This is a genomic window from Salinifilum aidingensis (assembly GCF_054782015.1).
In genome coordinates this window covers 400,527-413,803 of sequence record NZ_BAAGTH010000003.1, presented here as the reverse complement: position 1 = coordinate 413,803, position 13,277 = coordinate 400,527, and the positions used below count along the sequence as shown (strand labels likewise).

Annotated in this window: 10 protein-coding genes; 1 reads left to right on the top strand and 9 read right to left on the bottom strand. The window is 73.7% G+C overall.

The features are described from left to right. Positions 1–60 precede the first annotated feature (60 nt). The 7 genes from folP to dacB all read right to left on the bottom strand — a co-directional run bounded on the left by folP (position 61) and on the right by dacB (position 9,657). The gene (gene folP, locus ACYVJE_RS06955; protein WP_461143773.1) at positions 61–903 is read right to left on the bottom strand and encodes a dihydropteroate synthase; all 843 of its coding nucleotides are present in this window, start codon (positions 901–903) and stop codon (positions 61–63) included. A gap of 1 nt (position 904) precedes the next feature. Then, positions 905–1,525: a GTP cyclohydrolase I FolE gene (gene folE / locus ACYVJE_RS06950; protein ID WP_461143798.1), complete on the bottom strand. Its 621-nt coding sequence runs from the start codon at positions 1,523–1,525 to the stop codon at positions 905–907. A gap of 122 nt (positions 1,526–1,647) precedes the next feature. Further along, positions 1,648–4,038, bottom strand: a complete 2,391-nt coding sequence (gene ftsH / locus ACYVJE_RS06945) for an ATP-dependent zinc metalloprotease FtsH (protein WP_461143772.1) — start codon at positions 4,036–4,038, stop codon at positions 1,648–1,650. A gap of 253 nt (positions 4,039–4,291) precedes the next feature. Beyond that, on the bottom strand, positions 4,292–4,846 hold the full coding sequence (gene hpt, locus ACYVJE_RS06940; RefSeq protein WP_461143771.1) for a hypoxanthine phosphoribosyltransferase: 555 nt from the start codon (positions 4,844–4,846) through the stop codon (positions 4,292–4,294). Between the two features lie 80 nt (positions 4,847–4,926). Next, complete coding sequence (tilS, locus tag ACYVJE_RS06935; RefSeq protein ID WP_461143770.1) at positions 4,927–5,916, bottom strand: tRNA lysidine(34) synthetase TilS; 990 nt, start codon at positions 5,914–5,916, stop codon at positions 4,927–4,929. Between the two features lie 56 nt (positions 5,917–5,972). Continuing rightward, entirely contained in the window at positions 5,973–7,031 is a 1,059-nt protein-coding gene (locus tag ACYVJE_RS06930) for a zinc-dependent metalloprotease (protein ID WP_459159881.1), read from the bottom strand. 97 nt (positions 7,032–7,128) lie between these two features. Beyond that, positions 7,129–9,657 carry a D-alanyl-D-alanine carboxypeptidase/D-alanyl-D-alanine endopeptidase gene (gene dacB, locus ACYVJE_RS06925; RefSeq protein ID WP_461143769.1) on the bottom strand — a complete coding sequence of 843 codons (2,529 nt, stop codon included), beginning with the start codon at positions 9,655–9,657 and terminating at the stop codon, positions 7,129–7,131. 148 nt (positions 9,658–9,805) lie between these two features. On the opposite strand from dacB, the gene ACYVJE_RS06920 reads away from it, so the two are divergent. Further along, positions 9,806–10,297, top strand: coding sequence for an inorganic diphosphatase (locus ACYVJE_RS06920; RefSeq protein WP_459158020.1), 492 nt, complete (start codon positions 9,806–9,808; stop codon positions 10,295–10,297). 105 nt (positions 10,298–10,402) lie between these two features. Here the strand turns inward: ACYVJE_RS06920 and ACYVJE_RS06915 are convergent, their stop codons facing one another. Beyond that, the gene (locus ACYVJE_RS06915) at positions 10,403–11,407 is read right to left on the bottom strand and encodes a hypothetical protein (RefSeq protein ID WP_461143768.1); all 1,005 of its coding nucleotides are present in this window, start codon (positions 11,405–11,407) and stop codon (positions 10,403–10,405) included. Positions 11,408–11,634: 227 nt separating this feature from the next. After that, positions 11,635–12,438 carry an SLATT domain-containing protein gene (locus tag ACYVJE_RS06910; protein WP_461143767.1) on the bottom strand — a complete coding sequence of 268 codons (804 nt, stop codon included), beginning with the start codon at positions 12,436–12,438 and terminating at the stop codon, positions 11,635–11,637. Between the last annotated feature and the right edge of the window lie 839 nt (positions 12,439–13,277).

The following is a 13,277-nucleotide window of genomic DNA, read 5'->3' as shown; positions in this document are numbered from 1 at the left end:
TCGGATCCGACGGACCCGCGAGGCACCCCGGCCTCGGACACCACGCCGCGGTCGCGGCGGTCACGCCACCCCGCCCGCGTTCCACGCCGCGGTCACGGCGATCGCGTCCCGGGAGGCCCGCACGTCGTGCACCCGCACGCCCCAGGCCCCGCGGTCGGCCGAGAGCGCCGAGATCACCGCGGTCGCCGTCTCCCGCCCGGCCGGCGGCCGCGGGTTGCCCTCCGCGTCCGCCAGCAGGCGCCCCAGGAACCGCTTGCGGGAGGCGCCGACGAGCACCGGGTACCCCAGGTCCAGCAGCACGTCCAGCCGGTTGAGCAGCTGCCAGTCGTGCTCGCCCGTCTTGGCGAACCCCAGACCGGGGTCGAGCACGATGCCGCTCTCGTCCACGCCCGCCTTCACCGCGGCCTCGACGCGCTCGGCGAGCTCGGCGCGCACCTCGCCGACCACGTCCTCGTAGCGGGCGAGCTCGTTCATGTCGCGGCTGTGCCCGCGCCAGTGCATGAGCACGAACGGCGCGCCGGCCTCGGCCACGACCCGCACCATGTCCGGGTCGGCCAGCCCGCCGGAGACGTCGTTGACGATGGCGGCACCGGCCTCGAGCGTCTCCTCGGCGACCCGCGCCCGCATCGTGTCGACGCTGACCGGGATGCCGCGGTCGACGAGCTCGCGCACCACCGGCAGCACGCGGTCCAGCTCCACCTCGGCGTCCACGCGCTCCGCGCCCGGGCGGGTCGACTCGCCGCCCACGTCGACGATGTCCGCACCGGCCTCGACGAGCTCCTCGGCGTGCCGCACCGCGGCCCCGTGGTCCAGGTAGAGCCCGCCGTCGGAGAACGAGTCCGCGGTCACGTTGAGCACGCCCAGCACGGCGCACCGGCCCGGCGTGGCCAGTCGGGAATGCATGTCAGTTGCCCCTTATCAGTGACAGAGCCTCGGAGCGCGAGGACGCCGAGCTGCGGAAGATGCCGCGCACCGCGGAGGTCGTCGTCGTGGAACCGGCCTTGCGCACGCCGCGCATGCCCATGCACAGGTGCTCGGCCTCGATCACGACGATCACCCCGCGCGGTTCCAGCCTGCGCGCCAGCGCATCGGCCACCTGCGAGGTCAACCGCTCCTGCACCTGGGGGCGCCGCCCGTAGAGGTCCACCAGCCTGGCCAGTTTGGACAGACCGGTGACGCGGCCCTGCTCGTTCGGGATGTAGCCGACGTGCGCGTAGCCGTGGAACGGCAGCAGGTGGTGCTCGCAGAAGCTGTACACGGGGATCTCGCGCACCAGCACGAGCTCCTCGTGCGCCTCGTCGAAGGTCTTGTCCAGCACTTCGTCCGGGTCGGTGTAGAGCCCGGCGAACAGCTCCTGGTAGGCGCGCGCCACCCGCGCCGGGGTCTCCTGCAAGCCCTCGCGGTCCGGGTCCTCACCCGCGGCGAGCAGCAGTTCGCGGATCGCCGCCTGCGCCCGCGCGTGGTCGAACCGCGGAGCGGCGGCACCCTCCTCCGCGAACCCGTCCGGGTCCGCGCTGCCCGAGATGGGCTCCGGAGCACCCGGGTCCGGCGGGCCGTCGATCGTGGACACTCGCTCTTTCCTCCACCCCTGGCCCCGCCCCCGGCCGAGGAGCGTGCTCGGTCACCGGGTGCGGGGCTCGCCGCGGGTCAACGGTTCGCGGAACCGTTCCCGTTCTCCTGGCCGCCCTCGGCGCCGGAGGTACCGTCCGAATCGGACCCGCCGTCCGCGGAGTCCTGCCCCGGCGTCCCGTCCGGGCCCGGTGCGGACCCGCGCTCGGCCGGCGCCGGGCCCTGCTGGCCGCGCTCCCACGAGGGCAGCCAGTTGTACTGCTGGGACTGGCCGCTCGACGGGTAGTTCGCCCCCGGCGAGGTGGCCGGGGTCCACCCCGGCGGCGCGCCGTAGTTCGGCGGGACCGCCGACGCCGGCCCGCCGGACTGGCCGGAACCGTCGGACTGGCCCGACTGCTGACCCGGCGCGGGGAACTGCACCGTCCCCTGCGTCGCGCCCGCGCCGGCCGGCTGCTGCTCCTGCTGCGGGCCGGAACCGTTCGTCGGCTGCCACACCTGGTCCGGCGCGGGACCCTGCGGCTGCTCCTGCGCGGGCTGCTGGTCCGGATCGTGCTGCTTGGACAGCTCGCTCGGGATCGTCACCGGCGGCTTCTCCGAGGGGGTGCGGCCGCCGAAGTCGTTGAACGCCGTGATGCGCGGGCGCTTGGTGACGTCGGCGAAGATGCGCTCCAGGTCGCGCCGGACCAGGGTCTCCTTCTCCACCACCTCGAGGACGAGGTCGTCCAGCACGTCCCGGTAGGTGTTCAGGATCTCCCACGCCTCGGTGTGCGCGGCCTCGATGAGCTTGCGCACCTCCTCGTCGATCTCGTGGGCCACCTCGAGCGAGTAGTTCGGCTGCTGCCCCGCGGTGCGGCCGAGGAACGGGTCGCCCTCCTCCTTGCCGTACTTGACCGCGCCGAGCCGCGCCGTCATGCCGTACTCGGTGACCATCGACCGCGCGATCTTCGTGGCCTGCTCGATGTCGCTGGACGCGCCGGTCGTGGGCTCGTGGAAGACCAGCTCCTCCGCGGCTCGGCCGCCCAGGGCGAACACCAGCCGGGCGATCATCTCCGAGCGGGTGAGCATGTCCTTGTCGTCCTCGGGCACGGTCAGGGCGTGCCCGCCGGTGCGCCCGCGCGGCAGGATCGTCAGCTTGTACACCGGGTCCAGGTCGGGCATGGCCCACGCGGCCAGCGCGTGCCCGCCCTCGTGGTAGGCGGTGATCTTCTTGTCCTGGTCGGAGATGACCTTGGTCTTGCGGCGCGGTCCGCCGATCACGCGGTCGACCGCCTCCTCCAGCGCGGGGCCGGTGATCTGCTGCTGGCCCTCGCGGGCGGTGAGCAGCGCGGCCTCGTTGACCACGTTCTCCAGGTCGGCACCGGAGAAGCCGACCGTGCGCTTGGCCAGGCCCTCCATGTCCGCGCCCGGGGCGATCGGCTTGCCCTTGGCGTGCACGTTCAGGATCGCGCGGCGGCCGCGCAGGTCCGGCGCCGGGATCGGGATCTGCCGGTCGAACCGGCCCGGGCGCAGCAGCGCCGGGTCGAGGATGTCCGGTCGGTTCGTCGCGGCGATGAGGATGATGCCGCCGTGCGAGTCGAAACCGTCCATCTCCACCAGCAGCTGGTTCAGCGTCTGCTCGCGCTCGTCGTGGCCGCCGCCCATGCCCGCGCCGCGCTGGCGGCCGACCGCGTCGATCTCGTCGACGAAGACGATGCAGGGCGCGTTCTGCTTGGCCTGCTCGAACAGGTCCCGCACGCGGGAGGCGCCGACACCGACGAACATCTCGACGAAGTCCGAACCGGAGATCGAGTAGAACGGCACGCCGGCCTCGCCCGCCACGGCCCGGGCCAGGAGGGTCTTGCCCGTACCCGGGGCGCCGTAGAGCAGCACGCCCTTCGGGATCTTCGCGCCCAGCTGCTGGTACCGGCCGGGCTGCTGCAGGAAGTCCTTGACCTCGTGCAGCTCCTCGACGGCCTCGTCCGCACCCGCGACGTCCGGGAACAGCGTCTGCGGCATGTCCTTGGTGAACTGCTTCGCCTTGGACTTGCTGAAGTTCAGGATGCGGTTACCGCCGCCCTGCATGTTGCTCATCATGAACCACAGCAGCAGCAGCACCAGGCCCAGCGGCAGCAGGTAGATGAGCAGCGTCGACCAGATGGACTCCTGGGTGACCTTGGTGTTCCAGTTGTTCAGGTCGCCGTCCTGGATGGCGCTGACCAACTGGTTCGTCTCACCGGCCGGGTACTCGGCGATGAGCATGTTGTTGCCGTTGAACTCCTGCCCCTCCTTGAGGGTCAGGCGAACCCGCTGCTCCTTGTCCTCGATCGTGGCCTCGGCCACCTTGCCCTGGCGAATCTGGCTCAGGGCGTCCGAAGTGGAGACGTCCTCGTAGGCGCGGGTCTCGTCCATGAGCATGCTGACGCCGGTGACCAGCAGCACGACGACGAGTATCCACAGCAGCGGGTTGCGGAGCAGGCGCTTTCGGTCCATTCACTTGCGGCCGGCGAGCGGCCTCGACCCTCCCTGACTGTCACTTGGGCAACGGCACGCTCGGCTGACACGGACATTCGGGTGGCCGTCGACCCTTCCGACCAGCGTACCGGCAGACGCGACCGCGCCACCACGCCGAGCACGACGCGGGACGACCAGCCTACTCCCGGCGAGACGCCGGTCACGCGGTCAGCCCCCGAGCGCTCGCGCACGAGATCCACGCGAGCACGCTCCGCGGTCAACCGTGACCGCCTCACACACCCGACGTATACACCTTCGGGTCCAACGTGCCGATGTACGGCAGATCGCGGTAGCGCTCCGCGAAGTCGAGGCCGTAGCCGACCACGAACTCGTTCGGGATGTCGAAGCCGACGTACTCGACGGGCACGTCCACCCGCACCGCGTCCGGTTTGCGCAGCAGCGTGCACACCCCCAGCGAGGCCGGGTCGCGCGCCTGGAGGTTCTTCAGCAGCCAGGACAGCGTCAGCCCCGAGTCGATGATGTCCTCCAGGACGAGCACGTGCTGGCCCGCGATGTCCCGGTCCAGGTCCTTGAGGATGCGCACCACCCCGGACGAGGACGTCGACGATCCGTACGAGCTGACCGCCATGAACTCCAGCTGCGACGGTCGCGGGAACGCGCGCGCGAAGTCCGTCATGAACAGGACCGCGCCCTTGAGCACACCGACCAGCACCAGATCCCCCTGGGCGCCCTGGTAGTCCGCGGCCACCCGCCCGGCCAGCTCGGACACCTTCTCGCGGATCTGCTGCTCGCTGATGAGCTCGGACGCAATATCGCCGTCGTACACGGCCCGGGTTCCCCTCTTGTCTTGATTCGCTCTCTGCACCCCGCACCCGCGCGAGCGCCGCGGCCGCACCACCGCGATGATCACCCGTTCGGCGGCTTGCGGTCCGCTCCTTCCACGAAGAGCGTGCCATGTTCCCTGCGGACGACCAAGCCGCCGGGGAGGAGGTGGCCCCCCTGGCCCCGCCAGTCTCCCACCAGCCGGTCCGCCGCGCGCAGGTGTGCGTCCGTCAACGCGCCCGCACCGCGCCCGCGGAGCCAGTCCCGCAACACCCTGCGCCGCAACGCCGCTGGACAGCGCGCCAGAGCGGAGGCGTCGAGGCCGTCGTCCGTCGCCACCCGCCCGAGCGTCTCGGCCGCCCAGGCGTCCAGCGCGTCGGCGTCCTCGCGCAGCTGCTCCGCGGTGCGCCCCAGCGCCGCGTGCACCCCGCCGCGGAGGATCCCGTCCAGCAGCGGCAGTGCCTCTGTGCGCAATCGCACTCGGGCGAAACGGGCGTCGGCGTTGTGCGGGTCCTGCCACGGCCGGAGCCCCAGCGCCGCGCACGCCGCCGCCGTCGTCTCCCGGCGCACCCCCAGCAGCGGCCGCACCCACGGCGGGTCCCACGCGCGCATGCCCGCCAGCGACCGGGCCCCGGAGCCGCGCCCGAGCCCCAGCAGCACCGACTCCGCCTGGTCGTCCAGCGTGTGCCCCAGCAGCACCAGCGAGCCCTCCGGCCGGGCCCGCCGCAGCGCCGCGTACCGGGCGCGCCGCGCCGCCGCCTCCAGCCCGCCGGAGCCGGTCACCTCCACCGGCAGCACCCGCACCGCGGTGCACCCCGACTCGCGCAGCTGCTCGGCGGCGCGCTCGGCCACCGCGGCCGAACCGGACTGCAGGCCGTGGTCCACGACCAGGCCGTGCACCTCGCGGCCGCGCGCCTCGTGCACCGCAGCGGCCGCCAAGGCCAGCGAGTCCGCACCGCCGGAGCAGGCCACCGCCAGCGGGGCGGTGCGGTACTCCGCCGGGACGCGGGAGCGGCCGAGCAGGCGGCGCACGGCCGTGCGGATCGCGCTGACGGACGCGGCTGGAGCAGGCACGCGACCATTCTGGCGCGGCGGTCCGGCGCGGATGCGCTGGGCGGCGCGGTCCGCACTCAGCCGTGGACCCGGCTGATCCACCGCTCCGGCGCGACGATCTCGGCCCGCGTGGGCAGGTTCTCCGGCCCCTGCCACACCGCGTTGAAACCCGCCATGCCCACGCGGTCCACCACGTTGCGGGTGAACTCGGCGCCCCGGGCGTACTGCTGGATCTTGGCGTCCATCCCGAGCAGGCTGCGCAGCAGGCGGTCGAGCACCCCGCCGCCTTCCCGGCGGCGCGTGAACCGCTCGCGGATCGTGGCCACGCTCGGGATCACGCGCGGCCCGACCGCATCCATGACGTGGTCGGCGTGCCCCTCCAGCAGGGTGGACAGGGCGATGATGCGGTCCAGCGCGGCCCGCTGCTCGGGGGTCTGCAGCACTTCCAGCACGCCGAGCACGCCCGGGCTGGCGCCCGCGGAGTGGCGGCCGGAACGCAGCTCGCGCACCGCCGAGGGCAGGCGGCTGAGCACCTGGGAGGCGGAGTCGGTCATCTCGGACAGCAGCTCGCCGAGGCTCGTCGCGAAGTGGTCGCGCAGCCACGGCACCGCGTTGAACTGCAACCGGTGCGTCGACTCGTGCAGGCAGACCCACATGCGGAAGTCCTCCACCGGCACGGCGAGGGCGCGCTCGGCGGCGACGACGTTCGGCGCCACCAGCATCAGCCGCCCGTGCTGGCCGGGCACGCCGGACTGCCCGAACGGGTCGAACTGCCCCAGCACCTTGCCGCCGAGGTAGGCCAGCACCACGCCGGTCTGCACACCGGCGCTGCGCGCGCTCCACCCGGGCAGCAGGCGGTCCTGGGAAGCACCGCGGGCCTCCGCGATCGCGGCCGCGGTCCCGGTCAGCTCGTTCAGCCCCTGCGCTGCGGCGCGCACCCAGTCCGGCCGGTCCAGCACGGCGCCCTCCAGCACGGGGAGCTCGCGCCCGAGCCCGGTGATCTCGCGGACGTGGGCCTCCGCCTCGGTGCTGAACCGCCGGAGGTCGCGCACGGCGCGCTCGGCCTCGTCCCGCGGTACTTCCGGACCCGGTTTGAGCAGCCGGGTCCCCGTGGCCACCGCCGTGTTCCAGTCCATGGTGGCGGGGCCGGTGCGCGTGTCTACCGGATGAGCCTGCACACAGCCGACCGTACGCCGTCAGCAGCCCGCGCGGGCACCTCACCGTTCGGGTGTTTCACCGGCAGCCGCAGCCGCGCAGCCCCGCCGCCACCGCGTCCAGCGCGGGGCGCGCCTCGGCCGGGCTGGGGCCGTTCGACATGAGGGCGAACACGAGCACGCGCCCGTCCGCGGTGAGCACCGTGCCCGCCAGGCTGTTCACCCCGCTGAGCGTGCCGGTCTTCGCGCGCACCCAGCCGCGGCCGTCGCTGCCCTGGTAGCGGTCCTCGAGGCTGCCGCTGCCGCCGGCCACGGGCAGCCCCGGAAGCAACCCGCGCAGCTTCGCCGTGTCGGCGGGCACCGAGCCGTTCCGCCCCGGCCGGGCGAGCAGGTGCAGCACGCTGCCCAGCGTCCGCGGGGTGATGCGGTTCTGCGTGGACATGCCGCTGCCGTCGGCGAGGTCGGTCCCGCCGAGGTCGACGCCGTGCCGGGCGAGCACCGAGCGCACCGCCTGCGTCGCCCCCTCGAAGGAGGGCTCGTGCCCCGTGGCGATCGCGACCTCGTGGGCCATGACCTCGGCCATGATGTTGTCCGAGTGCTGGAGCATGTTCTCCACCAGCTCGCGCACCGTCGGCGAGCGCACCTCGCCCAGCACGCGGGCGTTCTCCGGCGCCTCCCCCTCGCTGACCTGCAGCCCGTGCAGGCCCAGGCGGGAGGCCAGGCCGTGCGCCACCTGCAGGGCGGGCTGCTGGGTGCGCCTGCTGCTCTCCGCGGTCGGGTCGGCGCGCCCGCCGTCGAGCATCATCGGCTCGATCGGGGTGATGTAGCCACCGGCGATGTCCGCCGGGTCCCAGGCGGGCCCCATCGGATCTCCCGCGTAGCGCGAGGTGTCGAACCGCACCGACTCGACGTCGCCGCCGGCGGCCCGCTCGACCTGCGCGGCCAGGTCGTCGAGGTGTGCGACCTCGCCGTAGACCGACTCGCGGCCCGCGGGCAGCTTGCTCAGCGTCGGATCGCCGCCGCCGACGAGCACCACGCTGCCCGGCTCGCCGCCCTGCACGACCTTCGTGGTGAAGCGGTGGTCCGGGTCGAGCGTGAGCAGCGCCGCCGCGGCGGTGAGCACCTTGGCGGTGGAGCCGGGCACCATCCCGCGCCCCGGTTCCCGCGCCCACAGCGTCTCGCCCGTGCGGGCGTCGACCACGGTGCCGGAGAAGGTCCCGAGCGCGGGGTTGCGCAGCTCCCCGGACAGCTGCGCCTCGATGCCCTGCCTGGTCGGCGTGGGCGCTCCGGCGCCGTCGACGGGGTTGACCGCCGGGTTCAGCTGCACCGGCGCCGGAGGTGGTGCCGCCGGGCCGGAGCCGAACAGCCCGGGCAGGAAGGCCGCACCCAGCACGAGGACCGCCACGAGCGCCGCCGCGCCGACCAGCAGGACGGGGCGCCGCTTGCCCGCGGCGGGCTCGCCCTGCGCTGGTGCGGTCTGCGCCGGTGCGGCCTGGGGCGGCTCGTTCTGGGGCGGCTCGACCGGGTCAGGCGCGCCCGTTCCGGGACCCGCCGCTTCGCCCGCGGGCCGGGAGGCCGGTCCGGCCGGGGAGTGCGCCGCGCGCTCCGGCGGGCTCGCGGGCTCCGCGGGCGGGGTGCCCCGCTCGCCGGTGCGGACCTGGGCGCCGGTGTCGTCCCGGGGGGTCTCGCCCCGGGCCGCGGGACCGGCCGGCGGAGCGCTCGCGCCGAAGCCGAAGTCCTCCGGGCGCGCCGCGGCGGGCGCGGCACCGGGGTCGAGGCGCGGAATGTACTGCGTCGGCTGCGCATCGCCCGGGGGCTGCTGGTCCTGCTGCTGGGGATGGTTCCGGGGCTGCGACGCGGGAGGTCGGACGGCGTGCGGCTGGGTGCCCCCGGATCCCGGCTGCTCACCCGGCACGACCGGGATGTTCGCCGTGCGCTCGGCGTCCGACTCCTCCCCGGCCGGTCCTCCCCCGACCGCGCTCCCGCCCGCCTGCGGGGCGGCCGTACCGGGGGCGGCCGCCTCCGGCGGCACGACGGGGAGGCGCCGGGTCTGCTCGGACGAGCTCTCGTCCTCCACGCCCGCCCCGGTCTCGCGCGCCGCGTCCTCGACGGGCGCGATGCTCCGGGTGCTCTCCGCCGCCGCCTCGGCGGGCGCCCCCGGCGCACCTGGCGCGTCCGTCCCCGGGGTTCCGCCCGCCCCGGCGGAACCGGCCACCGCACCGCCGGAGCGTCCTGTGGCGTTCGTCTCACCCGCGCCCGTCCCGGCGGCGTCGATGGGGAGGCGATCCGTCCCGGCGGTCAGGCCGCTCGCATCTGGTCCGGTCTCGGCCGCGCGGGCGGTGTCCTCCTCCGTCGGCCACACCACGCCCTCATCGGCGGCCCCCGCGGTGCCGTCCTCCGAACCGGCGCCGGTCGGGGTCGCGCCCCCGGGAGCCGCACCCGCCTCACGCGTCCCGCCGGAGTCCTCGCCGCCCTGCTCGGCCCGCTGCTCCCCGGAATCGTTCGAGACCTCGTTGACCTGCTCGGACGCTTCGCCGCGGGCTGCTTCCCCCGTGTCCGGAACGCTGCCGTCGGGCCCGTCGCCCCCGGGGACCTGGGGTTCGGCCACGTGCTCCTCCTTGCCCGGTCGCCACCCTGCCGGATTGCGAGCTGTCACACTGCGGTGGCGCCCACGGCGCCACCGTGGTCCACACTAGACGTGGCCGCGCGCGGGAAGACCGCGCCCGCATTGCACACCGAGGACTAGTGAGGAACGCGTGGACTTCGACGTCGTGATCGAGATACCCAAGGGGTATCGGAACAAGTACGAGGTGGACCACGAGTCCGGGCGGATCCGCCTGGACCGGACCCTGTTCACGGCCACCCAGTACCCGGCGGACTACGGGTTCATCGAGCACACGCTGGGCGAGGACGGCGACCCGCTGGACGCCCTGGTGCTCATCCAGGAACCCACGTTCCCGGGCTGCCTGGTCACCGCCCGCCCCATCGGCATGTTCCGCATGCGGGACGAGAAGGGCGGCGACGACAAGATCATCGCGGTGCCCTCCGACGACCCGCGTCAGGAGCACCTGCGGGACATCCACCACGTGCCCGAGTTCGACAAGCTGGAGATCCAGCACTTCTTCGAGGTGTACAAGGACCTCGAGCCGGGCAAGAGCGTGGAAGGCGCCACCTGGGCCGGCCGCGCCGAGGCCGAGGAGGAGATCAACGCCTCCTACAAGCGCGCCAAGGACCAGGGCGCGCACTGACGCCGACGGCGCACGCCCGGGAGCTCGCTCCCGGCACGAACAAGACCCCGGCCAGCTGGCCGGGGTCTTGTTCGTCCGGACCCGAACGAGTAGCGCGGTGGTTCGTCAGCCGAGGCTGTTCAGCGGGCCGTTCTGCACGACGTCGCCGACCGCGCCGACCGCGTCGGTGTGCAGCGGGCTCTCGCTCTTCGGGGCGTCCACCGGCAGTTCACCGGTGAGCCGCTGCGGGACCTCGCTGACGTTCTCCGGCGTCGGGTTGTCCACCGGGATCTCGCCGGTGACCCCGCCCACCAGGCCGTCCTCGCTGGTCAGACCGTTGAGCGGACCGACCTGCGGCTGCTCCGCGCCGTCGGTCTCCGAGGCCTGCGCGGGCGCGGGCACGCTCTCGGCGCTGTGCTGCGCGGTGTCGGCGGCCTGCTGCGCGGTTTCGGTACCGGGCACCGACCGGGGAGCGGAGCGCTCGCCCTGCTCGGCGGGCAGGGTCGGGCCGACCGGAGCGAGGTCCTCGACCGGCAGGTCACCGGTGATCTGGTCGGTGGGCAGGCCCGGGCTGCCGAGGCTGCGGCTGTCGCTGCCACCGAGCGCCTCGGTGAGGCCGGTGACGGGGCTGTGCCCCTCGCCGAGCAGGCCGTTGACCTCACCGAGGGGGTTGCCGAGGGGGTTGCCGAGGGGGTTGCCGAGGCCGCTGCGGGGCGCGGAGTCGCCGGTCAGCTGGCCGGCCACCTGGTCCACCGCCGGTACCTGCGAGGTGGCCGAGTCCAGCGTGCCCGTCACCTCGTCGGGCAGCGCGTCGGCGGACTTCTGCTGCTGTTGCTGCGCGAGGCCGGTGACGGTGCCGACGACCTTCTCGAGCAGGCTGGTCACGGGGGCCAGCGGGTCCTGCGCCTTGGCGCCGGTGGCCAGCTCCTCCGGAGCCGAGACGACGTCTCCGACGGTCTGCGTCGCGGAGTGCACGGCACCTGCCGTGTGCAGCGCCGCTCCGGTGGCGTTCTGGGCGGCGACCTCTTCAGCGGACTGGTCGGCCGGTGCGGCGAGGGCCGCGGCGGGGAAAGCGACCGCGCCCGCGCCGCCGACCACCACCGACGTCGCCGCGCTCAGCGTGCGTTTCATCGCCTAGCTCCTTCCTGCAGGCGGTTAGGTGTGCGCGGCGCCGAAGATTACGGAAACTCGCTCGGACACCATTCAGCGATCACGTACTCGGCGAATTCGCACGCACCGTCACGAATCGCGCGGGAAGCGCATCGCACTTTCGGGGACATGCGGCGGATTTCACCGTTCAGCCACTCCGCTGCGTCATGTCCCCTGTCGCCGCCCCCGTCGCTGCCACCGCGTCGCCGTCACGTGACGTCGACATCGGCACCCGGCGAGCGCAGCGCCGGACCGCGCAGCGCGAGGACCGCGTCGGCGAACTCGGCGTAGGCGTCGCGCTCGTCCCCGAACCGGCGGTAACGCCCGACCCGCAGTTCCACGGCCTCGTACTCGCGCTCCAGCGCGTCGGCCGTGCGCTGCCACGTGGACGCGCGCTCGCGGAACTGGCCGTGCCCCGCGAAGGCCGCCGCCACGGCGACCAGCAGGCTCAGCACCACTGCCCCCCAGTGCGCCCCGGCCAGCGACAGGGACAACCCGCTCGTGGTGGCCGCGATGATCGAACCACCGATCACCACGCTCTGCAACAGGGCGTCCTTGCGCCGGTCCTCGCGGGCGGCCGCGCGGTACCGGCCGATGATCTCGGGCAGTTCCGCGCGGTAGCGCTTCTGCGTGCCGAGCAGGTCGTCGGAGTCCACCTCGGCCAGGCGCTGCTCGCGGTAGGCCGTCTCCAGCGTGCGCAGCTCCGCCCGCACCGAGCGCACCCGCAGGTGCTGCAGGTAGGCCAACCGCCCACCGATCGCGCCCGAGACGACCAGCACCGTGAACCCGGCGACCGGCAGGAGTGGCGAGGGCCAGGTCATCACCGTGCCGACCAGCGTGCACAGCACCAGCAACGCGTTGCCCGGGTACACCCAGAGCAGGAGGAACCGGCGCAGCAAGCGTGCGCGGTACAAGCGCTCGGAGCGCTCGGCGATCCGCCGTTCCCAGTCCTGCGTCGTGACGTCCTCGGTGATTAAGCCACCACCGACGATTCCCGCGTCCACTCGCTCCATGGAGTTCGATCCTTCCGGCATCACTGCGATCGAAATGGTCCCCGAGCACGGCGACAATCGGCCATGGGGGTGATGCCCGGGTAGGCCACACGGGGGCTGGTCCGCGTGCCGCGGATGAAACGGACACGGCAGACGAGACCGCAACACCGCCAGCGCTCGGTCGGACACGGCCACACGCCGCTCGATTCGGGGGCTGCCACTGTGACAGCACGCCGGATCCGGCTCGCAACTGGGTGCATCCGCCCTGCGAGTGATCGCTGACACGGAGTAAGTGGAATATTCCGCGGGCATGATCGTTCCGCGGAGCTCGCGGGGTTGACACGCACGGTGACCGAACCCGCCCGCGGATGCCGTGCGGACGCGGGCGCGGAGGCGCCGCGAGCGCCGTCGCGCGGGCGTGCGGCGGCTCGGCGGACCGGGAGGGCGCGGAGTGGCGCGCACGCGCCGGGCCGGGGAGGCCGGCCCCGGGGGTCAGGCCGGGGGAGAACGCCGCCGCGCGGCGGGGGACGAGGCGCCTCCCCCGCGGCGCTTCCGCACTGCGCCGACCGCCAGCCGCGGCTCTGCGTTGTCCACTGTAGTCGATCAGGGACGTTCGTCTCCCCGCTGCTCGCGGGTGTTCACGCCTCCGCCGGCCCGAGCAGTACCGCCGGTTGACCGGACACAGTGGAAGGAATCGTTCGACACCCCGGAATTGCGGATCCGGAATCCCCGGGGCAGACGACGGTGGAGAGCACGGACCGCTGCACGTGCTGTTCCGACGTGGACGGAGGTAACTCGACAGCGGCGAACCGCAAGGCGATCAGCGGCCACGCGATCGCAGCTCCGATGCCGCACAGCAG